The sequence below is a fragment of the Pseudoduganella sp. LjRoot289 genome, assembly GCF_964252925.1.
Taxonomy (GTDB): Bacteria; Pseudomonadota; Gammaproteobacteria; order Burkholderiales; family Burkholderiaceae_D; genus Rugamonas.
This window is the reverse complement of sequence record NZ_CAXUPN020000001.1, coordinates 4,026,397-4,049,073: the sequence shown is the minus strand read 5'-3', so window position 1 is coordinate 4,049,073 and position 22,677 is coordinate 4,026,397. Positions and strand designations below refer to the sequence as shown.

At 64.8% G+C, this 22,677-nt stretch carries 23 protein-coding genes and 1 other RNA gene; 9 read left to right on the top strand and 15 right to left on the bottom strand.

All coding sequences use genetic code 11. The features are described from left to right. Positions 1-19 precede the first annotated feature (19 nt). Positions 20-994, top strand: coding sequence for a DnaJ C-terminal domain-containing protein (locus tag ACSQ8Y_RS17250; RefSeq protein ID WP_436267660.1), 975 nt, complete (start codon positions 20-22; stop codon positions 992-994). A gap of 4 nt (positions 995-998) precedes the next feature. Next, a complete protein-coding gene (locus ACSQ8Y_RS17245; RefSeq protein WP_436267659.1) occupies positions 999-1,325 on the top strand; it encodes a chaperone modulator CbpM in 327 nt (108 codons plus the stop codon). Here the strand turns inward: ACSQ8Y_RS17245 and ACSQ8Y_RS17240 are convergent. Beyond that, entirely contained in the window at positions 1,291-1,917 is a 627-nt protein-coding gene (locus ACSQ8Y_RS17240) for a chemotaxis protein CheD (RefSeq protein WP_436267658.1), read from the bottom strand. The genes ACSQ8Y_RS17245 and ACSQ8Y_RS17240 overlap by 35 nt on opposite strands. A 303-nt stretch (positions 1,918-2,220) precedes the next feature. Between ACSQ8Y_RS17240 and ACSQ8Y_RS17235 the strand changes: the two genes are divergently transcribed. Further along, on the top strand, positions 2,221-3,885 hold the full coding sequence (locus tag ACSQ8Y_RS17235; protein ID WP_436267657.1) for a methyl-accepting chemotaxis protein: 1,665 nt from the start codon (positions 2,221-2,223) through the stop codon (positions 3,883-3,885). 54 nt (positions 3,886-3,939) lie between these two features. Here ACSQ8Y_RS17235 and ACSQ8Y_RS17230 read toward each other — a convergent pair whose 3' ends face one another. Continuing rightward, on the bottom strand, positions 3,940-4,857 hold the full coding sequence (locus tag ACSQ8Y_RS17230) for a LysR family transcriptional regulator (protein ID WP_436267656.1): 918 nt from the start codon (positions 4,855-4,857) through the stop codon (positions 3,940-3,942). Positions 4,858-4,968: 111 nt separating this feature from the next. Here ACSQ8Y_RS17230 and ACSQ8Y_RS17225 point away from each other — a divergent pair, with 111 nt between their 5' ends. From ACSQ8Y_RS17225 to pncB, 3 genes are all read left to right on the top strand, one after another. Continuing rightward, positions 4,969-5,583 carry an FMN-dependent NADH-azoreductase gene (locus ACSQ8Y_RS17225; RefSeq protein ID WP_436267655.1) on the top strand — a complete coding sequence of 205 codons (615 nt, stop codon included), beginning with the start codon at positions 4,969-4,971 and terminating at the stop codon, positions 5,581-5,583. Positions 5,584-5,791: 208 nt separating this feature from the next. Continuing rightward, a complete protein-coding gene (locus tag ACSQ8Y_RS17220) occupies positions 5,792-6,673 on the top strand; it encodes a cysteine hydrolase (protein ID WP_436267654.1) in 882 nt (293 codons plus the stop codon). 10 nt (positions 6,674-6,683) lie between these two features. Further along, positions 6,684-7,871 (top strand): nicotinate phosphoribosyltransferase, encoded by a 1,188-nt coding sequence (pncB, locus tag ACSQ8Y_RS17215; protein WP_436267653.1) that lies wholly within the window; start codon positions 6,684-6,686, stop codon positions 7,869-7,871. 12 nt (positions 7,872-7,883) lie between these two features. On the opposite strand, the gene ACSQ8Y_RS17210 is transcribed toward pncB, so the two are convergent. The 6 genes from ACSQ8Y_RS17210 to xth form a co-directional block, all read right to left on the bottom strand. Beyond that, positions 7,884-8,837 (bottom strand): GlxA family transcriptional regulator, encoded by a 954-nt coding sequence (locus tag ACSQ8Y_RS17210; RefSeq protein WP_436267652.1) that lies wholly within the window; start codon positions 8,835-8,837, stop codon positions 7,884-7,886. Positions 8,838-8,853: 16 nt separating this feature from the next. After that, entirely contained in the window at positions 8,854-9,879 is a 1,026-nt protein-coding gene (locus tag ACSQ8Y_RS17205; protein ID WP_436267651.1) for an SLAC1 anion channel family protein, read from the bottom strand. A 118-nt stretch (positions 9,880-9,997) separates the two neighbouring features. Next, positions 9,998-10,300, bottom strand: coding sequence for a hypothetical protein (locus ACSQ8Y_RS17200; protein ID WP_436267650.1), 303 nt, complete (start codon positions 10,298-10,300; stop codon positions 9,998-10,000). A 37-nt stretch (positions 10,301-10,337) separates the two neighbouring features. Then, positions 10,338-10,637, bottom strand: a complete 300-nt coding sequence (locus ACSQ8Y_RS17195) for an antibiotic biosynthesis monooxygenase family protein (RefSeq protein WP_436267649.1) — start codon at positions 10,635-10,637, stop codon at positions 10,338-10,340. Between the two features lie 94 nt (positions 10,638-10,731). Beyond that, the gene (locus ACSQ8Y_RS17190) at positions 10,732-10,986 is read right to left on the bottom strand and encodes a hypothetical protein (protein ID WP_436267648.1); all 255 of its coding nucleotides are present in this window, start codon (positions 10,984-10,986) and stop codon (positions 10,732-10,734) included. A 78-nt stretch (positions 10,987-11,064) separates the two neighbouring features. Further along, positions 11,065-11,838 carry an exodeoxyribonuclease III gene (gene xth / locus ACSQ8Y_RS17185; RefSeq protein WP_436267647.1) on the bottom strand — a complete coding sequence of 258 codons (774 nt, stop codon included), beginning with the start codon at positions 11,836-11,838 and terminating at the stop codon, positions 11,065-11,067. 173 nt (positions 11,839-12,011) lie between these two features. Between xth and ACSQ8Y_RS17180 the strand changes: the two genes are divergently transcribed. The 3 genes from ACSQ8Y_RS17180 to ACSQ8Y_RS17170 all read left to right on the top strand — a co-directional run bounded on the left by ACSQ8Y_RS17180 (position 12,012) and on the right by ACSQ8Y_RS17170 (position 13,610). Continuing rightward, positions 12,012-12,284: a DUF1778 domain-containing protein gene (locus tag ACSQ8Y_RS17180; protein WP_436267646.1), complete on the top strand. Its 273-nt coding sequence runs from the start codon at positions 12,012-12,014 to the stop codon at positions 12,282-12,284. Beyond that, positions 12,281-12,763, top strand: coding sequence for a GNAT family N-acetyltransferase (locus ACSQ8Y_RS17175; RefSeq protein WP_436267645.1), 483 nt, complete (start codon positions 12,281-12,283; stop codon positions 12,761-12,763). Before ACSQ8Y_RS17180 ends, ACSQ8Y_RS17175 begins: the two co-directional genes overlap by 4 nt. A 94-nt stretch (positions 12,764-12,857) precedes the next feature. After that, on the top strand, positions 12,858-13,610 hold the full coding sequence (locus tag ACSQ8Y_RS17170; protein ID WP_436267644.1) for a TIGR01458 family HAD-type hydrolase: 753 nt from the start codon (positions 12,858-12,860) through the stop codon (positions 13,608-13,610). 265 nt (positions 13,611-13,875) lie between these two features. Here the strand turns inward: ACSQ8Y_RS17170 and ACSQ8Y_RS17165 are convergent, their stop codons facing one another. From ACSQ8Y_RS17165 to ACSQ8Y_RS17135, 7 genes are all read right to left on the bottom strand, one after another. Further along, positions 13,876-16,086: a LamG-like jellyroll fold domain-containing protein gene (locus tag ACSQ8Y_RS17165; protein ID WP_436267643.1), complete on the bottom strand. Its 2,211-nt coding sequence runs from the start codon at positions 16,084-16,086 to the stop codon at positions 13,876-13,878. Positions 16,087-16,949: 863 nt separating this feature from the next. Beyond that, positions 16,950-17,310, bottom strand: a transfer-messenger RNA (tmRNA) gene (ssrA, locus tag ACSQ8Y_RS17160). A 91-nt stretch (positions 17,311-17,401) separates the two neighbouring features. Further along, positions 17,402-18,361, bottom strand: coding sequence for a hypothetical protein (locus tag ACSQ8Y_RS17155; protein ID WP_436267642.1), 960 nt, complete (start codon positions 18,359-18,361; stop codon positions 17,402-17,404). 84 nt (positions 18,362-18,445) lie between these two features. Continuing rightward, positions 18,446-19,144: an HAD family hydrolase gene (locus tag ACSQ8Y_RS17150; protein ID WP_436267641.1), complete on the bottom strand. Its 699-nt coding sequence runs from the start codon at positions 19,142-19,144 to the stop codon at positions 18,446-18,448. A gap of 37 nt (positions 19,145-19,181) precedes the next feature. Continuing rightward, complete coding sequence (gene ubiG, locus ACSQ8Y_RS17145; RefSeq protein ID WP_436269852.1) at positions 19,182-19,877, bottom strand: bifunctional 2-polyprenyl-6-hydroxyphenol methylase/3-demethylubiquinol 3-O-methyltransferase UbiG; 696 nt, start codon at positions 19,875-19,877, stop codon at positions 19,182-19,184. A 211-nt stretch (positions 19,878-20,088) separates the two neighbouring features. After that, positions 20,089-21,927 (bottom strand): caspase family protein, encoded by a 1,839-nt coding sequence (locus tag ACSQ8Y_RS17140; protein ID WP_436267640.1) that lies wholly within the window; start codon positions 21,925-21,927, stop codon positions 20,089-20,091. A 1-nt stretch (position 21,928) separates the two neighbouring features. Beyond that, a complete protein-coding gene (locus ACSQ8Y_RS17135; RefSeq protein WP_436267639.1) occupies positions 21,929-22,666 on the bottom strand; it encodes an OmpA family protein in 738 nt (245 codons plus the stop codon). Positions 22,667-22,677 lie beyond the last annotated feature (11 nt).

The following is a 22,677-nucleotide window of genomic DNA, read 5'->3' as shown; positions in this document are numbered from 1 at the left end:
AGCCCGGAGAGCATGCATCGTGGAATACAAAGACTATTATCAGGCGCTGGGCGTGCCCAAGACCGCCAGCGCGGACGACATCAAGAAGGCATACCGCAAGCTGGTGCGCAAATACCATCCCGACGTCAGCAAGGAGGCCGACGCGGACAAGAAAACCAAGGAGCTGAACGAAGCCTACGGCGTGCTGGGCGACGCTGAAAAGCGCGCCGCTTACGACGAACTGGGCCGGGGCGGTTACCGCGACGGCCAGCAGTTCCGGCCACCGCCGGGCTGGGGCAATATGGGCGGCATGGGCGGCCGGGGCGAGGCGCCCGGCGGCGCCACCCCGGACTTCGACAGCGACTTTTTCGCCGACCTGTTCGCCAACCTGGGCGGGCGCGGACGCCGGGCCGGCAGCGCCCGCGCGCGCGGCGAGGACAGCCACGCGACGCTGGAAATCGACCTGGCCGACAGCTACCACGGCGTCAGCCGCACCGTCAGCCTGCGCCTGCAGGAGAGCGACGCGCACGGCCGTCCGGTCACGCGCGAGCGCACGCTGGACGTCAACATCCCGCAAGGCATCACCGCCGGGCAGCAGCTGCGCCTGGCGGGGCAGGGCCACCCCGGCAGCGGCGGCGCGCCAGCCGGCGACCTGTATCTGGAGATCCGCTTCAAGCCCGATCCGCGCTACCGCCTGGAAGGGCGCGACGTCTATGAAACCGTGCCGGTGGCGCCGTGGGAGGCTGCATTGGGCGCAGAGATCGATGTGCCCACGCCGTCCGGCCGCGTGACGGTGACGGTGCCGCCCAAGTCGCAGAACGGCCGCAAGCTGCGCTTGAAGGGGCGTGGCATTCCGGCCGCGCGCTCGGCCGCGCAAGCAGGCGCCGCCGCCGGCGACCTCTACCTGCTGCTGGAACTGGTGCTGCCGCCCGCCGACAGCGAGCAGGCGCGCAAACTATATGAAACGATGGCGCGCGAGCTGGCCTTCAACCCGCGCGCAGGCATGGGAGGATGACGACATGCACAAGGACAGCTTGCACAAGGACAGCTTAATTTACGGCCAGTTGCTCGAGGACGCGGCGCTGACGCTGGAGGAACTGGCGCGCGCCTGTGCCGTGGAGCCGGACTGGGTGGTGCGCCACGTGAGCAGCGGCGCGCTGGCGGGCGACGGGCAGCAAGCCCCCGAGGCCTGGCGTTTCGCCAGCGTCGACCTGAGCCGCGCACGCAGCCTGCTGCGCGTCGAGCGCGACTTCGAAGCCGACGAGCAGCTGGCTGCGCTGGTGGTGGATTTATGCGAGGAAGTGCAGCGCCTCAGGTCAAAACTGCACAGCACTCGCGCGCGCTAGCGGGCTGCCTGGCGGCATCCCACGCGTTGGCCTGCTGCAGCGCCGCCAGGCTGGCGTCCTGCATCGGCCTGGCGCCCGCGGGCGGGGCGCCGCTTTGCGCCGTCTTGTCTCCCGGCCGGGCTTGCCGGCTCCAGACATTGCCGCTGTCGACATCGAAAATGATGCTGCGGTGGCCCACTCCGTACAGGCTTTCCGATACCACGGGGATGCCGTGCACGCGCAGCAGGCGCAGCGCCACTTCGCCGTTCCGACGGCCGATGTTGCCGCTTTTCCTGCCTTCGATCTCGGGGAACATCATGCTGCCGCCAAAAATCTTGGCCTCGCATTCGGCCGGGTCCACGCCCATGGCGCGCAGTTCGGCCAGCATCAATTCCAACGCTTCCTCGCCGTATCTGCTGTTCAGCTCACTGTCCTTGGCGCCGTTGCGCGCCGACAGCAAAAAATGCGACATGGTGCCGATGCGCCGCTCCGGATGCCACAGGGTAATCGACACGCACGAGCCCAGCAGGGTGCGGATGCGGTATTCCGCTCCCCCGACGAAGTACTCGCCCGGCAGCAGAAAAATGTCGATCGTGTTGGTGTCCTTGGCCATGCACCCACTCTAACGCTGCCTGGCGCGGCTGTAACTTGTACTTTGGTGCAGCATGGCAAAACGGAGCTCTCTGCCGTGGGGCGGGAATGTCACACTGTACCAAAGTACAGCTTACAAAATGTTTCTTGGTGGGTACAGTTCTCCAGTGCAACTACCCGAATGGACGGCTTGGACGTGTTTCCTGGGAGCCGCCGGCAGTAAAACGTCCTTCGTATCCATTCCCGTCTGCTTGCGCCCATCGTGCTCCCCGCACCGGCGGCGGCCGGCGGTCCCCGCCTCGAGCAAGCTTTTTAGGAGATTTGCATGTTCAACAAACTAACGGTGGGCACCCGCCTGGGGTTTTTGGTCGCGCTGCTGTCCATCATCGTGATGGCGGTCGGTTATGCCGGTCTGCGCGGCATGAACTTCAGCAACGAGAAACTGAAGACCGTGTACGAGGACCGCACCGTGGCCCTGGGCCAGCTGGCCACGATAGGCGACGCCATGCTGCGCATCCGCCACCGCGCGGTGCAGGCCACCCTGGCCGCCAGCGCGGCCGAAGTGGAGGCCGATGTGGCGGCGGCAGGCAAGAACGATGCCGTGCTCAAGAAAAACCTGGCCGACTACCTGGGCACCGTGTTGACGGCCGACGAGAAGAAGCTGATCGGCGAGTTCACGCCGTCCTGGAACGCCTACAACGACAGGCGCATCGCCGCCATGGCGCTGGCCAGGGCCGGCAATCAGAAGGGGGCCACCGAGGCGCTCCACGCCATCGGGAAGGACTTCTACGTGCCGCTGGAATTGCTGGCCAAGCTGCGCGCCTTGCAGGAGGACGTGGCCAGGCAGGAGTACGAGGAAGCGGTCCAGCAGTACCACGCCGCCACCCGCTTGAGCGGCGGCCTGACCATAGCCGGTGTGCTGCTGGGCGCGCTGATTGCGTGGGCGCTGATCCGCAGCCTGCTGCGCCAGTTGGGCGGCGAGCCTGACTATGCGCAGCAAATCGTCAGCGAAGTCGCCGGCGGCAACCTGGCCGTCGAGATCCGTCTTAAGGACGGCGACCATGGCAGCCTGCTGTATGCGATGAAGCAGATGGTCGACAAGCTGGCACAGGTGGTCGCCGAAGTGAGCAACGGTGCGCAGGTGCTGGCCGGCGCCTCCGAGCAAGTGAGCGCCACCGCGCAGTCGCTGTCGCAGGCGGCCAGCGAACAGGCGGCTGGCGTGGAGCAGACCAGTGCCTCGGTCGAGCAGATGACCGCATCGATCGGGCAAAACACGGAGAACGCGAAGGTGACCGACGCCATGGCCAGCAAGGCCGCGAGCGAGGCGACCGAAGGCGGCGCGGCGGTGAAGGAAACCGTGGCGGCGATGAAGAAGATTGCGCAGAAGATCGTCATCATCGACGATATCGCCTACCAGACCAATCTGCTGGCATTGAACGCGGCGATCGAGGCGGCGCGCGCCGGCGAGCATGGCAAGGGCTTTGCCGTGGTGGCGGCCGAAGTGCGCAAGCTGGCCGAACGCTCGCAGATCGCGGCGCAGGAGATCGGCGAAGTGGCCGCCAGCAGCGTGAGCCTGGCCGAACGCGCCGGCGACCTGCTGAATTCCATGGTCCCCAACATCAGGAAGACCTCGGACCTGGTGCAGGAAATCACGGCCGCGTCGGAAGAGCAGTCGACCGGGGTGGGCCAGATCAACGCGGCAGTTGGCCAGTTGAGCGTGACCACCCAGCAGAACGCGGCCGGATCGGAGGAACTGGCCTCCACCGCCGAGGAAATGAGCAGCCAGGCCGAGGAACTGCAAGCGGCCATCGCCTTCTTCCGCGTGGCCGGGCTGTCCGCCGCGCCGGCGCGCACCGTGGTGACGCCGCCGCGCAAGGCGGCCGTCCACAGCCAGGCGCGCAAGCCGGTGCTGGCGAGCGGCGGCCAGCGCGGCAGCAGCGCGCATATCGGCGACGGCGAGCCGGACGAAGCGCATTTCACCAGGTTCTGACCGGAGCAAGGACATGGACCAATACGCCGGCACGCTGCCGGTGCAGCGGCGGCGTCAGTAGGCTTCGTGCGGCAGGCTGTGGTCGAGGTCGAGGAACTGCTGCATCAGCCAGCGGCCCGCAGGCCCGGGCTCCTCGTCGCTGCGGTTGATGACGAACAGCGGGTACTGGAAGGCCTTGCCGTCGGCGATGTCGAGCTGCACCAGGCGCCCCGCTGCCAGGTCGGCCTGCACCATCGCCTGCGGCATGCTGCCCCATCCCAGGCCGCCGCGCAGCAGCGCATATTTGGACGCCAGGTCGCCCAGGCGCCAACTGCTCAGCCCCAGCACGCCGAAGTCCTTGCCGGCGGTGAGCGCGCTGCGGTCGGTGAGCACCAGCTGCAGGTGTTCGCGCAGCGCCGACACCGGGATCTTGCCTTCGAACTGCGCCAGCGCGTGGCCGGGCGCGCACACCGGCATCATGGTCACTTCGCCCGCCGCGCGGCGCTCGATGGCGTCCGGCGGCGCGATCACGCCGCCGCAAATGCCGATGTGGCAGACCCGCTCCAGCACCAGCTGCGTCACCGCGCCCAGCGCCTCGGTGCGCAAGCGCATCGCCACAGTGGGGAAGGTTTGCTGGAACGCGTTCAGGATGCGCACCAGCAGGCAAGTGGGGAACATCACGTCCACCACCAGCGACACCTCCGCCTCCAGCCCCGCCGAGAGCGCCTTGGCGCGTGAGCGCATGCTGTCGACCTTCATCGACACCGCGCGCGCGTCCGCCAGCAAGGCCTTGCCGGCCTCGGTCAGCACCGGCTTGCGCTTGCTGCGGTCGAGCAGGGCGATGTTGAGCTGCTCCTCCAGGTTGGCGATGGTGTAGCTGATGACCGACTGCGTGCGGTGCAGCGCGCGCGCCGCGTGCGCGAAGCCGCCGTGGTCGATGACGGCGATGAATACGCGCAGCTGGTCGAGGGAGGGCAGGCCGGGATCTCTCATGATCTAGAAAATCGATGCTATCGATTGAAATTTACAGTATTCCATCGATACTAAACCCGATCTATGATGCATGCAATCCCATCCGGGTCCATATCACGAAGGAGCAGCATCATGGCAAACGTACTTTATATCAACAGCAGCGTGCGTAATTCCGGTTCCCTGTCGCGTCAGTTGTCGGCCGAATTCATCGCCAAATGGAAAGCCGCCAACCCGTCCGACACCGTCGTCGAGCGCGACCTGGCAGCCAATCCGGTGCCGCACCTGACCGAGCAGATGATGGGCGCCTTCTTCACCCCGGCCGAAGCGCGCAACGCCGACCAGGCCTACACCGTGAAGACCTCCGACACGCTGGTGGCCGAAGTGCAGGCGGCGGACGTGATCGTGATCGGCGCGCCGATGTACAACTTCTCGGTCAGTTCCACGCTGAAAGCCTGGATCGACCACATCGCCCGCGCCGGCGTGACCTTCAAGTACACCGAAACCGGCCCGGTCGGCCAGTTGACCGGCAAAAAGGTCTATGTATTCACCGCCACCGGCGGCGTCTACAGCCAAGGTCCCGGCGCAGCCTACGATCACCTGAGCACCTATCTGCGCGCCGTGCTCGGCTTCCTGGGCCTGACCGATGTCACCTTCGTGCAAGCCGAAGGCGTGGCGCTGGGCGAGCAAGCCGTGGCCGATACCCTGGCCAAGAGCCGCCAGTCGATCGCCGACCTGGTCGCCGCCTAAGGTTATCCCGCGCAAGCGGGCAACCATCGCCGCACCATGTCATCCCCGCGCAGGCGGGGATCCATCGCGGCACCATGTCATTCCCGCGCAGGCGGGGATCCATGCCGAGGCCGATACGCCTGGTCTGGATTCCCTCATGCGCGGGAATGACACGCGAGTTTCCGTGGCAACCGGTATGATGTTGGTCAACGTGCCACGGAGCTTGCCCATGAAACGCAATCTGCATTTGCTTGTCATCGATCCGCAAAACGACTTTTGCGACCTGCCGACCGCCTACCTGCCGGAGAATCCGGCCACCAAGGGTTTGCACGCGCCCGCGCTGCCGGTTCCCGGCGCGCACCAGGACATGCTGCGCCTGGCCGGCTTGATCAACCGCGGCCGTCACGGTTTGACCGCCATCAGCGTCACACTCGACTCCCATCACCGCTACGACATTGCGCACCCCACGTTCTGGCTCACCGCCGAGGGCGCGCCGCCCGCGCCGTTCACGCAGATCACCGCCGCCGAGGTGCGCGCCGCCAGCTACCTGCCGCGCGACAGAACCGCCTTGCCGCGCGCGCTGGCCTACCTGGACGCGCTCGAACAGGCCGACCGCTACCGCCTGATGGTCTGGCCCGTGCATTGCGAGATCGGCTCCTGGGGCCACAACGTGCACGAGGATGTGCGCTCGGCCTACAACCGCTGGGAGGACGCCGCGCTCGGCACCGTCACCAAGATCGCCAAGGGTTCCAATCCCTGGACCGAGCACTATTCGGCCGTGATGGCCGAGGTGCCCGACCACGCCGACCCGGACACGCAATTGAACCGCAAGCTGATCGACCACCTGGCCGAGGCGGACCTGGTCTACATCGCGGGCGAGGCGGGCAGCCACTGCGTGAAGGCGACCACCGAGCATATCGCCGCGCAGTTCGTGGCGCGCTTCGGCGAAGACTCCTTGGGCCGTCTGGTGCTGATCACCGATTGCATGAGCCCCGTGGCCGGTTTCTGCGACCAGTACCAGGACTTCCTGGAAGACATGGAGGAGAGCGGCGTACGCCTGGCGCAGTCGGGCGACGTGCTGCAGGAGTTGCTGGTCAATGCCGGCCGCTAGGAGAATGTTGATGATCCCCGTGGTACGCAGCCTGCTCGAAACCGACCTGTATAAATTCAGCATGTGGCAGGCTTTGCTGCATGGCCATCCGGGCGCGCACGCCGAGTACGAATTCCTGTGCCGGAACAGCACCGTGTTCCCGCTGGCCGAACTGGCCGCCGAGGTGAACGCGCAGCTGGACCATTTGTGCGTGATGTCCTTCGCCGACGATGAACTGGACTTCCTGCGCGCGCTGCGCTACATGAAGAGCGACTTCGTCGACTTCCTGGCCGTGTTCCGTTTCCAGCGCAAATTCATCCAGGTCGAGGTGGCGGGCGACACGCTGGCGATCCGCGCCGCCGGGCCGCAGGTGCACGTGATGGGCTTCGAGATTTTCGTGCTCTACATCGTCAACGAGCTGTATTTCCGCCGCTTCGACCAGGCAGCCGCGCTGGCCGAGGGGCGCGAGCGCCTGACGGACAAGATCGCGTCGCTGAAGGCCTTCGGCCTGCAGCCGGCGCTGCGCCATCCCTTCGAGTTTTCCGACTTCGGCCTGCGCCGGCGCTTCTCCGCCCAGTGGCACGACGAGGTGGTGCTGCGCCTGGCGGCCGAGGTGCCGCAGTACTTCAAGGGGACGTCCAACGTCTACCTCGCCAAGCGCCTGGGCATGGTACCCATCGGCACCATGGCGCACGAGTACATGCAGTCCTTCCAGGCCTTCGGCGTACGCCTGCGCGACTTCCAGAAGGCCGCGCTGGAGGACTGGGTGCAGGAGTATCGCGGCGACCTGGGCGTGGCGCTGACCGACGTGGTGGGCATGGACGCCTTCCTGAGCGACTTCGACCTGTACTTCGCCAAGCTGTTCGACGGCCTGCGGCACGACTCGGGCGATCCGGTGGTGTGGGGCGAGAAGGCGCTGGCGCATTACGCTGCGCTGCGCATCGATGCCAACACCAAGCGCCTGGTGTTCTCGGACGGGCTGGACCTGCCGACCGCGTTCAGCCTGTACCGGCACTTCGCCGGCCGCATCATGACCGGTTTCGGCATCGGCACCAATCTCACCAACGATGTCGGCCTGACGCCGCTGAACATCGTCATGAAGCTGGTGCGCTGCAATGGCCAGTCGGTGGCCAAGCTGTCCGATTCGCCCGGCAAGACCATGTGCAAGGACGAGACCTTCCTCGCTTACCTGCGCCAGGTGTTCCAGCACCCGGCATAGGGTTGTACCGCGCTAGCTGTTCTGGAAGCGCGTCCGGTAGTCGCCGGGCGTGACGCCCAGCCTGCGCTGGAAGGCGCGCCGCAAACCGTTCGGGTTGCCGAAACCGCTCCACGCGGCCACGCGCTTGAGCGGATCGCTGGTTTCCTCGAGCAGCCTGCGCGCCGCATCGATGCGCGCGTTCTCGACGAAGTCGGCCGGCGTCATGCCGGTGTCCTGCTTGAACATGCGCGAGAAATTGCGCGTGCTCATGCCGGCGCGCGCCGCCAGGTCGTCCACGGCCAGCGGTTCGGCCACGCTGGCCAGCACCCACTGCTGCACGTCGCGTATCGCGCTGCGTTCCGAGGCCTGCGCCGCGAGGTGCGCGCTGAACTGCGACTGGTTGCCCGGCCGCTTGAGGAACATCACCAGCTGGCGCGCCGTGTTGAGCGCCACTTCGCGGCCGAAGTCTTCCTCCACCAGCGCCAGCGCCAGGTCCATGCCGGCGCTGACGCCGGCGGACGTGTACAGCGCGCCGTCGCGCACATAGATCTGGTCCGCCTCCACCTGCACCAGTGGATGCGCGCGCGCCAGCAGCGCGGAACTGTTCCAGTGCGTGGTGACCTGCTTGCCGTCCAGCAGACCGGCGCGCGCCAGCAGGAAGGCGCCGCTGCAGATGGAACCAAGACGCCGGACCCGGCCCACTTGCTGCAACAACCATGCGAGCATTGCCGCTTCTCCCTCCACCGTCTGGATGTGCGGACTACCCGCCACCAGCAAGGTGTCGATGGCGCCGGTGTCGGCGAGTGCGATGTTCGCATGCAGGAGCATGCCGTTCGACGCGCGCACCGGGCCGGCCTGCTGCGCCACCATGTCGATCTGGTAGGCGCCGGGCTTGCCCGCCTGGAGCGCGGCTTCGTGGAAGACTTCGACCGGGCCGACCGCGTCCAGCATTTGCACCCCGGGGAAGACCAGCATGGCGATACGCATGGCTACTCCTTATAGATCACGTCCTGAGCAGCTTACCGGAAAACAGCGCGTGCAGCGTGCGGACCAGCAGCACGGCGATGGTCACGCTCAGGAAGGCCAGCAGGCCGGCGGCCAGCGCCGTCAGCACAGCGCTGCCGGTGGCGTCGGCATATTTGAGCGCGGCGCTTGCCAGCGCCGCCAGCGGAAAGCTGACCGCCCACCACGATGCGGCAAAGGGGACGGCGGGGCGGAACACGCGCAAGGCCAGTACGGCGAACAGGAACAGGCCGAAGTAGAACAGCACGGCGGCGAACAGGTCGACCTGCTGGACCAGGTTGACGTAGGCCAGGAATCCCACTTCGAACGGCGCCATCAGGATCAGCAGCGACGGCGTCATGCCGGCCGGCAGCGGATCTCCATGGACCAGGCGCGAGAAGATCATCACGAAGTAGGCCATGGCCAGCACGCTGCCGACGGCCACCGCCAGCAGATTGACTTCATGCGCCCATGGCATGGGCATGCTGGCGCCGGTGACGGCGATGTCCAGCGTGGCCACGCCTGGAATCAGCCACACCGGCACGGCCCCGGCCGGCGCCGCGTTCCCGCGCAGCAGGCGGTGCACCGACAGGAAGGCGAGGGCGATGGTGACAGCGACGCCGGCCGTCCACACGGCCTGCTGCAGGGAGGCGCTATAGCGGCCGAGGACGGCAGACAGCAGCAGGATGGCGATGGTGATGGTGCCGAAGAAGTTGCTTGCGACGGGGTGGGTGAATTCGCGGCGGACGGCGTCCGGGTAGCGTGCCAGCTTGTAGAGGTAGCCGGCGGCGAGGGCCAGGAAGACGAGGATGGCCAGCACGCCGGCTGCATCGGCGATGGCGGCGTCGGCGCCGAAGGTCTTGCTTGCGGAGCGCCAGGCCAGCGCCAGGCCGGACAAGCCCATCACCGATGCGAACAGGTTGACGGGCAGGTGCTCGATGGATGCGCCGCTGGCGCTGCTGGTGGCCTTGATCGTGCCGGCGGTGCCGGCGGTTGCCGGACTGGTGGCGGTGCTGGGTGAGTTCATGATGGACTCCTGTTTTGGAAGAGTCCATTATCGGCCGCGACGGGCCTGGCAGAAAGCATGTCGAGGCATCAGTTCCGGCCAAAAAACGAACAATGGCGGCCTCGGTGGCTCGGGTGTTTCAGGCGTCGATGGCGTTGTGGCTGCGCAGGATGGCTTCAGCCTGCTCGCGCTGCTCGTTGTCCAGCACGTCCACGCTCAGCAGGGCGACAGGGCGCGGGCGCTTCTCGTCGGTGTTGTCGGCGTTGTCGGGCGTGAGCGAGTTCATGATGTTCTCGACCGCGCTGACGGTGGTGCTCTGCGCGCCCGAACGGTGCGGCGCGAGGTTCAGCGCGCTGGCGGGAAAGCCGGCTGCCAGCAAAGCGCCGCGTGCGGCCTCGGCGTCTTCCTGCGACATGAAATTGCGGTGGATGGTATCGGCCATATCAGTGCTCCTTGAAGAATATGGCCGTATTGTGCGCTTAAAAGCCGGTGAGCACCGTCTCGGTGTGTTCGACTTTGGGCGGCTGGGCGAAGAAGCCGCCGACCAGCGCGCGCCAGGCCTGGAAGGCCTCGGAGCCGCGGAAGTCGACCGTGTGGTTTTCCAGCGTGGCCCAGTTCACCACCAGGTGGTAAGTGTCCGGACGCTCAATGATGCGCTCCAGGCGCATCGCCTCGCAGCCCTTTGCGCCCTGGAACAGCGGTACGGCTTCCTTGACGGCGGCCTCGAAGGCGGCGTGGGTGCCGGGCTTGATCTGGATCTCTGCGACTTCGTAAATCATGGCTGTGTCCTAGCGGTTGGAATCCAGCCATTTTGCCCGAAAGAATGGAACTATGCAGAGGGCAGCCGCAATACGGATTAGATCAGCCGCTAGCCTATTGTCGGTTGCCGCCCAGCCCCTTGCGCAAATCGTCTTCCTTGCAATCGCGCTGGAAGCCCTCGGTGCGCTGGTCTTCGCTGACGCCGCCCGACAGCAAGTCATCGGTGCGGCCTGCGGACTGGCTGTTGCCGGGGGAGGCGGAACCCTTGATGCAGTCCCCGGTGGCGCCCGCTCCCATGCTGCCGGCGGTGCTGGTGCCCGAGTGGGTCTGCTGTTCGAATTTGCGGCGTTTCGGTACGTATGTTTCCATGATCATCTCCTTCATGCTGGCAGCGCGTGGGTAGAAGGAGTATAGGTCTCGCCGCATGGATGTCCAGCTAAAGATCTCTCACAAGTCCAGCTCGACCCAGGTGGGCGCATGGTCGCTGGGCTTCTCACGGCCGCGCACCTCGCGGTCCACATTGGCCGCCTGCAGCGCCCCCTTCAATGACGGGCTGAGCAGCAAGTGGTCGATGCGCAGGCCCGCGTCGCGGGCGTAGGCGTTGCGGAAATAGTCCCAGAACGTATAGATGCGCTCGTCCGGATGCATGGTGCGCAGGGCGTCGCACCAGCCTTGCGCCAGCAGGCGGTGGAAGGCCTCGCGCGTTTCCGGACGGAACAGCGCGTCGTTGACCCAGCGTTCCGGCTTGTAGACGTCGATATCGGTGGGCATGACGTTGAAGTCGCCCGCCAGCACCACCGGCGCGCCGCTGGCGATCAGCTCGGCGCCACGGGCGATCAGGCGATCGAACCACCTCAGCTTGTAGTCGAACTTGGGGCCGGGCGCCGGGTTGCCGTTGGGCAGGTACAAACAGACCACCATGACACCGTCGATGGCCGCCTCGATATAGCGGCTCTGTTCGTCTTCCGGATCGCCCGGCAAGCCGCGTCCCACCTCCACCGGCGCCGCGCCGCGCGCCAGGACCGCCACCCCGTTCCAGCTCTTCTGGCCGTGCCAGACGGCCTGGTAGCCGGCGGCGTTGATGGCCGCTTCAGGGAACTTTTCCTGCGGCGCTTTCAGTTCCTGCAGGCAGGCGACGTCGGGCCTGGTTTCTTCCAGCCATTGCAGCAGGGCGGGCAGGCGGCTGGTGATGCCGTTGACGTTGAACGTGGCGATGCGCATGGGTGCCTCACACAGCTGGGGATGTCTATTCTGCCCTGAAAGCGGGAGATGGTAGCGCACGGCTAATGCCGACGGACTTGCGCCTCGTTAATGAATCATTGGTCGTCGTTTGACATTTTCCTTGGCCCGGACTACAGTTTGTATATCTATTGTGTATGCATTCAGGGGGCGCCATGCGTGATGCGGCGATCAACCTGCGGGTACTTCCGGAGCAGCGTGAGCTGATCGATCGGGCTGCAGAGCTGTTGGGTAAAACCCGCTCTGACTTTATGCTCGAGACCGCCTGCGAACGAGCCCAGGCTGTCGTGCTCGACCAAGTTTTTTTCGATTTGGATGCCAATAAATTTGCCGAGTTCAAAGCGATGGTGGACGCGCCAATTGGCCCGAATACCGGGCTTGACCGTTTGATGGCCGTTCAGGCTCCCTGGAGTAAGGCCGCGAAATGAGTTTGATGCTCGCGGAGCCGCAGCCATTGGCAGCGGAGCATCTGCTGGATGAATTCGGATGCGGTGAACCCGCGCTCGACGAATGGCTTAAACGTCGAGCTATGGCCAATCAAATAAGCGGCGCCAGCCGAACTTTCGTGGTCGTCGACCAAGGCAAGCGGGTGTATGGCTACTACGCGCTGGCTGCAGGCGCGATATCCCATCGGTTGGCGACATCGCGCGTGCGGCGAAACATGCCGGAGCCGGTTCCTGTTCTGATGCTGGCGCGGTTGGCGGTAGACCGTCAGGCGCAGGGGCAGAAGGTGGGCGCCGCGCTGTTGCAGGACGCTTTCAGGCGGGCCGCCATCGTTTCGCAGCATGCCGGGGTGAGGGCTTTTCTGGTGCCTGCCCTGCACGATGATGCCAAAAAATTTTATGAACATTACGGTTTCCAGCAGTCGTCGGTGCAGCCCATGACTTTGATGCTGCGGCTGAATTGACGGGCTGACAGACTTGGCTTCGTCGCTAAGAATGCAGATCTGTAAAAATACAACTTGCCAACCAATGACAAACCCTATGCCAGTCAGAGCCATTTTGTTCGATATCGACGGGACGTTGCTGTCTCGCGGCGAGGCCATTGAGGGGGCCGCAGCGGCGGTGGCACATGTGCGTGCGCTGGGCATGCAGGTGCGCTTCCTGACCAACACCACGGCGCGCACACCCGAACGCATCGCTGCAGACTTGAGCGCGGCCGGAATTGCCGTCGCCGCCGCTGAAGTGCAAACCGCCACCACCGTGTGCGTGGCCATGCTGCGAGCGCGCGCCGGCGTGCGTTGCCATTTGATGGTGCCGTCCCAAGTACTGCCGATGTTTGACGGCATCGTGCGCGACGACAAGCACCCGCAGGTGGTTGTCATCAGCGATATCGGCGAGGGATTTGATTTCCATAGCCTGAACCGTGCGTTCCTGATGCTGCGGGAGGGCGCCGAACTCATCGCGTTGCAGAAGAACTTGTATTGGTTCGATAGCGATGGCCCCAAGCTCGATTGTGGTGCTTTTGTCTTGGGGCTGGAAGCGGCCGCCGGCACCCGAGCCACGGTGACGGGCAAACCGTCGAAAGTGTTTTTCGAGAGCGCCCTGGCGGGGCTGGACTGCGCACGTGAGCAGGTGCTGGTAGTCGGGGACGATATATCGACCGACGTGGCCGGTGCCAGTGCGGTTGGCATACGTACGGTGTTGGTAGGCACGGGGAAATATGCCGACGGCCAAACCACTCATCCGGAATACCAGGCCTCGTACTTTATCGATAGCGTTAAGGATCTGCAGCAGCTGCTCGGAACCCTGTGAACGAGCTACCCGCATGTGGTGGTAGCCAGGGACTTGCGATGGTTACCTGGGGGCTTGAGTGTAACGCTCGCCCTGGTGCCCCGTTTTGCGTGCAGGACAGCTGTGCGCCTGCTTCGGCGGCGTACCCAACGGCAGCAAAGCGCAGCGGTTCGCCTGTTCGCAGCCGCTCAGCGGATTTCTTCTGCCCGGACGGCGCAGCCCGGCGATGCGGTCCTGGCGGACCGCATCGGATGTACATCAGCTGCGCATCATCAGCAGCGCATCATCAGCTCGTATATAGCGTGCTGATGGCCGATGCGCTCAGCGCCCCGCGGTAGATGCGGAAGTCGTCGATTTTCCCGTTGAAGTACGGGTCGGCGGAGAACTGCGAGCGGCCCAGCCAGTTCTGGCTGGTGCTGCCCAGCCGGAACGGCGCGTGGAACATGCTGGTATTGCTGCCGACGCTAGCGCCATTGACGTACAGGGTGCCGGTCTGGCCGGACAGCGTGACGGCCACGTGCACCCATTGCCCCACGGCCAGCGCCGCCGTGTGGTTGATGCCCTGTTCACCGTTGCCGCCATTGATCGTGGTGGCGAAGCGCATCACGGAACCGTTCTTGGCCGTCAGGTACATGTACTGGCCGGTGCCGTCGCCCAGGTCGAAGATGCGCTGCCAATTGCTGGCCGTGTTCCAGTAGACCCAGGTGGCGATGGTGAAGTCGCCGACGTCGGTCAAGAGATTGGCCGGCAGGCTGACATAGCCGGTGCTGCCGTTCAGCGACACGGCATTGTTTTTCTTGCCCACGACCCAGCTGGCGCCGCCGTTCAGGGTGCCGGTGTGGCCCAGGCCCGTCGCATCGGCTGCCGTGGTGCCGCTGCTTTCGTCAAAGGTGAGGTAGGTGTGCAGCGGCGTGCCGGTGATGACGGTGGCCTGGTTTGATACCGCCGATTCGACGCCTGAGATAATCGCGGTCACCACGTAGTAATTGGTGCCGGACGGCGCGGTGGTGTCGGTATAGGTCAGCAAGTCGGTGATGCCGGTCTGGATGGTGGTGTAAGGACCGCCCGATACGGTGGCGCGCTTGACGTTGTAGCTGGTGGCATATGCGCTGCCCCACCACGACAGCACCGGCTGGCCGGCGGTGACATAGCCGGTCAGGCCGCTCGGCAATGCGCCGCTGGCGATCGGATCGCGCAGGCAGGTCAGGGTGCCGAAGCCCAGCTGGTCGAAAGCGCCGCTGGTTTCGCCGATATTCGGGCCGCCTTCCGGCTGCACCACGGTGGCGAACTGCTTGGAATACGGCGCCGCCAGACCCATGCGGTTGACATAGTGGTTGTAGACCAGCGCCCAGCAGAACCGCTTGGTGCCTTGCGATCCGGTCGCAAAGACGGTCTGGTTGACATTGTCGACGTTGTTGTACTTGATGTAGGGCACGGTGTAATACGTGGTGCCGGACTGGATCAAATTGGACTTGGCGACATATTCGGCGCCGGCCAGGAAGCGGTTGTTATCGTAGCCATACAAGTCCACGCCCTGGTTCCACGCCATTTCGCAAATGGCGCCGCCCAATGCGATGCCCAGCGTGGCGTGGCCCTGGTCGCGGCCGGATTCCTGCCACTGGCCGAGATAGCCCGGGTGCAGGTAATACACGGCTTTGAAGATGCGGCCATTGCCGCCGCCGGTCTTGAAGTAATTGACGGCTTCGTCGAACTTCGCGCCGTCGTCGCACAGGACGCCGATGGCCAGGATGCAGGCGATCGCGCACAAGTCCCAGTTGGCCCAGTAGTGGGTCCAATCGGTGTTGTTGTGGCGGACCAGGAAGTCCGTGCAGATCGGGTAGAAGATGCCCGACATCATGTTCTTGAACGCGGTCTGGTCGGCCGCAGCCCAGCCGCTGTACGTGCGCATGATTTCGCCGGCGTTGGCGAATTCATAGCCATAGATACCGGCAGCCAGCAGCGCATTGGTGTCGCCGCCGATGGCGGTCAGGGTGGCCGACCACTGATTCATGATCAGCACGGCGGTGTTGGCGTAGGCGGTATTGCCCGAGATTTTCCAGCGCACAGCGCACTCGTAGGCCGCGGCCGCATCGTTCATCAGCTTGGAGTAATTTTCCGCATGCACGCCGTCGCTGCCGCGATACACCACCGCTTGCGGCGACGGTGAATACGTGCTCTGCGCGTGCCCGTTGGCGATCAACAGGGCCCAGCTGTCGGACCATGGGCTGGTCGTATACTTCGCCGCCATGCGCGTAAAGTCCGCGCTGGTATGCAGCAGGCCGGGGTGCGTGAACGGCGTCGGCGCGCCGGCCCGGACCGCCACCCGTGGGGCGGCGGCCGACAGCAGTTCGCCGGCGCCGCCGCCACAGGCAGTCAGTGCTATCGCGCTCAGACTGTACAGGAAACTGCGGCGCGACAGGTGCTGCGCCAGCTCGGCGTTGTCTGCGCTGGTGGGGAAGGCGGGGGAAGTATCGACGTGATTGTTTGGCTGCGTCATTCGGAGGTCTCCATGAAGGGGCTGCGTTGGTTTTGTGAGTGTTCTGACAGCGCGTTCATGCTAACAGGGCAGCAGTTATTTCTGTTATCGATAAAGGATATCGATAACATTGATAATGCTGCATTTATTGCATAGCTGGTCCATCGTCTCCTATGAAGGCGTGATTCGAGAGGGGGGCGGAATGTATGGTTGCGAGCGAACAAAATCATACAATCGTTGATATCGCACAACAAACTGCGTGGTTTTGTTGTTGAAATGAGAATGATGTGCCCATGGGGGAGTAGACCTCTGCTGGATCGAATACTGGTTCCGGTCGGGACGTGGCGTAGCGGGGCGGCGTAGCGCGGCGTCACGGCGGCGTCGGGGTCAGTTCCGACATTCAGACACGAACCGATCAGTTGGTATTTTTGTTCTATGACTCGTTGACTGATGCGGAAACTGTATCAGTTTTCATTCGTTGTGTGACAACCCCAAGACCTTGGCGTAGTCTGGACGCTGCAAATTTTCAGCGGATCTCGCGGCCATAACCAGATCAATTTCAATTGTTGCTTGCTGAAGTTTTTTCGACGATAGATGACGCACGCGGAAAATCGCCAAAGGCGATCTTCGGAATGGACGAATCGGAGAGTGTTGCGCTTGCAAGCGCAACCCGCTTTTGCGGCGGCGAGCATGTTCGCCGAAACCACTGTAATCCCAGAGGGCTGGCGCAGCAGCGCCAGCCCGCTTTACGGGCGCGCCATGCATGGCGCGAATTCCCCGTAAAGCCGTCCGTGCCGGACGCGGATTCGATTCCCGCCCGTCGAACACCCTGAATAAAAACAAAGGGCCCCAAGCGTAGCTTGGAGCCCTTTGTTTTTATTCAGTGGTGGAGACGGCGGGAATCGAACCCGCGTCCGCAAGCACTCTACAGACAGTTCTACATACTTAGCACTATCATTTAATTTAACCAGTACGTCACGGACGTGCACGTTACGTACCAGCGATTCACCTTAGATTTAACGCTACTTCAAGTGACCCGTTATAGCGCGATTCCCTGTAAATGACTCCACAGCTTTTAACGGCCCGCCCCAGGGAAGAAGCGTTGTGGAGCTAACAGCAATTAAGCTGCCAGTGCGTACGAGTTATCGTTTGCAGGTATTAAATTTCTGGATGTATTTACGAGGTGACCAGCCCTCGGTATGCCCTGTTCTGCTTTGCAACCCACGTCGAAGCCAGGTCGTCCCCACAGAACTGTCATTGTACTCCATTCCCAGACGCCGCGCATCATGCGTTGCCGACCATCCGGATCAGGCGTGCGTCGACGGCACCGCGTGCATCACGCCTTGCCCTGCGCCCTGAACCATGGGCCTTCAGCGTCGAAGTTGCACTCGAAGCGGTGCCGGGGCGCAACCTTGACCCGCTCGGAATACAGGTCCTGGAACGCGTCCGGCGCCTCCATGCCCAGGTCCACCTGCAGCCGCTGCACCATGTGCGCCTGCTGCAGGCTGGCGACGCGCGCTTCTCGTGCCGTCACTTCGCGCACGCTGCGCATTTTCTCGTCTTCCTTCTCGAAGTACTTGATCAGCACGCATTCGAGCAGGTCCATCTGGTCCTTCAGCAGCAGGTCGTGCGCGGCCTCGGTGTCTTCCGCGGCCCCCGTCAGCACGCCTTCGTGCTTGAAGTCGATGCGCTGGATCAGCAGGAAGTTGTCGTTATCGGGACCGCTGTTGTCGCACGCGCGGTTGACGCCGCTGTGCCGGCCTTTCAGCAGCCGCCCGGCCGGGTCGCGCGTCTGGCCGATGTATTGAATCTTGCTCGGGAAGTCGTGCTTGGTGTCGAAATTCTGCAGCAGGTCGTGCACCGAGTAGGTCTCAATCAGCGAACCCCAGTTCAGCGTCAGGAAGCGCTCGAAGACCTGCACAGTCGGCTTCTTTAAGGTGGCGTCCTCCGGCACTTTGAGCTCGATCGACACCGAGTCGCGCTTCTGGTCGGCGCCCACCAGCAGCGGAATGCTGAGCTTGAGACCGAAAAAGCCCCAACTGGTCGATTTCGACGTGTCGAAACGCAGCTTGGGACGGCTTACCAGCATGAACATCAGCCGCTTTTCCATCGTCGCTTCCACCGCGAACTGCATGCGCCGCAAATAACGCCCCATCGGGTCGCGGAAATCGGGCACCGGCGGGAAGTCGGTCAGCAGGTCGTACCAGTAGAACTTGGACTCGGACACAGTCACATCCCAGCTCTGCGGCGTCAGGCTCTGCGCAGCTGCGTCGGCGATTAGTTCATCGCTAGTCATGTGTGTACTCCGGTTTTCAAGTTGTTCAGTCTCTTTTATCTTACGCGGTGAATTGCCGTGCGGCAATAGACATGTGACAATCTATCAGGCTGGCAGCGCGTTTGCGGCCAGCACTGATTGAACAAGTTGCAATAAAGATTGAGGCGTCGGCAATAAATGGTCGGCATTCCAGCCGGCCGGCTCGGTCGCGCCGCAATAACCCCAGGCGCAGGCGATGGTGGCCATGCCTGCCGCGCGGCCGGCCTGGATGTCGCGCAGGTCGTCGCCGACGTACCAGCATTGCTCGGGCGCGATGCCGAGGCGGCGGGCCGCCTCCAGCAGCGGGGCAGGGTGGGGCTTGGCGTGCGGCGTGGTGTCGCCCGAGATGACGCAGCCGGCGTGCGCCAGGCCGATCAGCGGCAGCAGCGGGTCGGTGAAGCGGGCCGGCTTGTTGGTGACGATGCCCCAGGCCAGGCCGGCCGCTTCCAGGCCGGACAGCAGTTCGACCACGCCATCGAACAAGGTGCTGTGCACGGCGATGGCGGCCTGGTAGTTGTCGAAGAAGCCGTTTTTGAGCTCGTCGAAGCCATCGTCCTGCGGCGACAGGCCGAAGGACGCGCCTATCATGCCGCGCGCGCCGGCCGAGGCGGTCGGGCGCAATAGTTCGTATGGCGTCGCTTCCAGTCCGCGCACGCTGCGCAGCAGGTTGACGGCGGCGGCCAGGTCGGGCGCGGTGTCGGCCAGGGTGCCGTCCAGGTCGAACAGGATGGCGCGCGGGGCGGACGTGGGGGCAGGATGGCTCATGATGTGCGGGAAGTGGGCGGCCGCGGCCGCCGTCTGTTTATGCGGGGCGGCTGGTGGCGACCATGTAGTTGACGCTGGTGTCTTCGTTCAGCGAATAGATCTTGCTGATGGGATTGTAGCCCAAGCCTTTCAGGCCGTTCACCTGCAGCCCGGCGCTGCGCACATATTGCGACAGTTCGGCCGGCGTGATGAACTTGGCGTAGTCGTGGGTGCCGCGCGGCAGCATGCGCAGCACGTATTCGGCGCCGATCACGGCGAACAGGTAGGACTTGGGATTGCGGTTCAGCGTGGAGAAGAAGACCTGGCCGCCCGGTTTCACCAGGGTGGCGGCGGCGCGCACGATGGCGGCCGGGTCGGGTACGTGCTCCAGCATTTCCATGCAGGTCACCACATCGTACAGGCCGGCTTCCTGCGCAGCCATGTCCTCGGCGGCGATCAGTTTGTAGCGCACTTGCACGCCGGTTTCCAGGCTGTGCAGGTCGGCAACCTTGAGCGCCTTTTCGGACAGGTCGATGCCGGTCACCTTGGCGCCCTTGCGGGCCATCGATTCGGCCAAAATGCCGCCGCCGCAGCCGATGTCGATCACGTTCTTGCCCGCCAGCGGGGCGCGCGCGTTGATCCACTCCAGGCGCAGCGGGTTGATTTCGTGCAGGGGACGGAATTCGGACGTGGGATCCCACCAGCGGTGGGCCAGTTCGCTAAATTTCTGGATTTCTAAAGGGTCGGCGTTCATATTGCGCATGATAGCGGGATTTTGCCTGCCGCCAAAGTCCGCACGCGAAAAAAGGGGTCAGGGTTATTTATTTTGTGGGGCAAATAAATCAAATAAATAACCCTGGCCCTTTTTACGATTTGACCCTGGCCCCTTTTTGCTTTTGCTACAGGGGCTCGGATCGCACCGCATTGCGGCGCGATCCCCCCTTTTCCGGACTGGGTATGTTTTGCTAGGGCAATTCGGTGAATTCGGCGAGGGCGGCGCCGTAGGCGTCACTGCAGCGGACGGCGTCGCGCGCGGGGGCGCCGGGCTGGCATTCGGTCTGCGTCACGGCGGCCGAGGTACTGAGCAGCCATTGCAGGCGGGCACGGCCGGCGCCGTCGGTCAGGCTGTAGGTGAAGGGGCCGGATTTGTTGTTGCCAAGCACGCCCAAGTCGCGCGGCGTGGCGCTGACTACCACCAGCATGCGGTCGGTCCCCATCGGACCCTGGGCGGTGATGCGCCACTGCGGACGCGGCAGCTTGAGCGTTTGCCCGGCCAGGATGGCGTTGTTGCGGTCGCGGTCGTTGGGGAAGAGCATGTAGTAGCTGTGGTTGTCCGAGCCGAGCAGCACGATATAGACGTGGCCGTCGTGCGAGGACGTCACCGACAGGTCGAGCGCGTCCTTGCCGATGCGCAGCACCTTCGATGCCGCGCCGATGGTCACTTTGCGGCGCGGGTCGCTTTGGGCGAGGATGTCGGCCAGGGCGGCGCCAGAGGCCGCCGGCACTGCCGGCGAGCCGCCGCTGGAGGATGCTGCGACAACGGCGGCTCCTGCTGCTGCTGCACCTGTACCTGCTCCTGCTGGTGCTGCTGCTCCTGCCGCGCTTGCTGCGGCGGCGGGTGCCGGGGGCGCGGCGCCTGCCAGCGTGGCGCCCGGCTTGCTTTGCGGGGTGTTGCCGGCAGCCATCCAGCCGGGGACGAAGCCGGCGTTGCCGCCCAGGATCATGTGCTGCACCCCGAACTGCTTGTCACCTTCGAAGCGCGCTTCCATCTGCTTTTGCGCGCAGTCGGCGATTTCGTTGACGGAGATGGCGCCGGACTGGTCCAGGTCTTTCACGTCGTGCAGCATGCAGTCGCGCCAGGCCTGGGTGGCGACGCCGCCGCCCTGCTCGTCGTCGAACGACACTTCGTCGGGCCGCGAGGAGGACACCATTACGATGTTCTGCGGCAGCGCGCCGGCGCTGGCGGCTTCGCTGCTCAGGCTGCGCGTCTTGATGTTGGCCGGCTTGGTGCACACGTCGGCCACACCGGCCGGGCTGAATTTGGGCGTCAGCTTGCGACGCCCGGCCAGGCTGCGCGTGACGGCCAGCGGCTTGCCCAGGATGCCGCCGGAGTGGCAGGCGTCGTAGAACACGAACATCTTGTCGGCTTTGTCGGAGATTGGTTTCAGCAGGCTGGCGATGCGGCCGTTGGTGAGCGGCACGCTGTCGGCGGGCAGCAGCGCTTCGACGCAGCCTTGCTCGCTGGCGGCGGTGTTGAAGTAGCGGCTGCCGTGCCCGGAGAAGTAGAAGAACACGCGGTCGCCGGGCTGGGTGCGCTTGTTCAGTTCGGCGATTTCCTGTTCGATGCGGGCGGCCGTGGCGTCGCGGTTGCGCAGCACGCGGATGTTTTGCGCCGGCACTTGCATGGCGCTGGCCATCTGGCTGGCGGAGTCGACGTCGTAGTCTGTGCCCAGCAGCGGGGGCACGGCGGGGCTGATGTAGTCGCCGATGGCGATGATCAGTGCATGGCGCCCGGCGCGCGGCTGCGAGGGGGCGGAACTGGCGACGGGCACGGCAGCGGTTGGGGCGGCGGCGAGGGCAGGCGGCGGCGCCGTGGCTAAGCCGGCCAGCATCGCCAGCGCAAGCACGATGGCCAGCGCGACCGGCTCGGCAGGGGGCCATGGACTGGCTGCCGCTCCTTCGAGGTCCGTCCACCAGGTCAAGGCTGCCGGCTGGGACCGCGCCGTCAGGCCGGCTAAAGGCGCGTGTGCGGCCGATGCCAGCGCGTGCGCGGCGCGCTTAGCCTGGATGGTGCATGCGGCCACGTCATTGCTCCAGGCTGACGATGCGCACGCGGCGGTTTTCGGCGGCGGCCGGGTCGGCCGCATTCAGCAGTTCGCTTGCGCCTTTGCCTTCGGTGACCAGCCGGCTGGGCGAGACGTTGTTGGCGATGAGCACCTTGCGCACCTGCTCGGCGCGCTGCTCGGACAGCTTGACGTTGTATGCCGCCGTGCCGGTGCCGTCGGTGTGGCCTTCGAGCCGGAAGCGCAGTTTGGACAATTCGGGCGACTGCATGGCGCTGGCCAGGCTGGACAGCGTTCGCATGCTGCCGGCCTGCACCTTGTCGGAGTTGTATTCGAACTGGATGGCCAGGCTGATCGATGCTTGCGACGCCGGCCGCGTTTGGCTCGGCATGGAGCCTGCCATCGCTCCGGCCGACACGGCCGCACCCGCACCCGCACCCGCACCCGCACCCGCACCCGCACCACCGCCACCGCCACCGCCACCGCCACCGCCACCGCCACCGCCAACACCCACACGGCCCGCACCGCCGCCGCCCGCACCGCCGCCGCCCGATTCGCCCCCGGCCGGCACTGCTTCGACCGTCAGGTTGCGCATCTTCCGCTTGGGCGGTGCCGCCGGTTCCGCCACGGCGGCCGCTTCGGCCGGCCGCGGCTTGAGCGCGTCGATGATCTGCTGGGCCGACGGTTCGGCCGCCGGAACGGTCGGCGCGCTCTGCGCCAGCACGGCGCCGCCGTGCAGCAGCACAAGCGACAACAACACGGACACTTTCA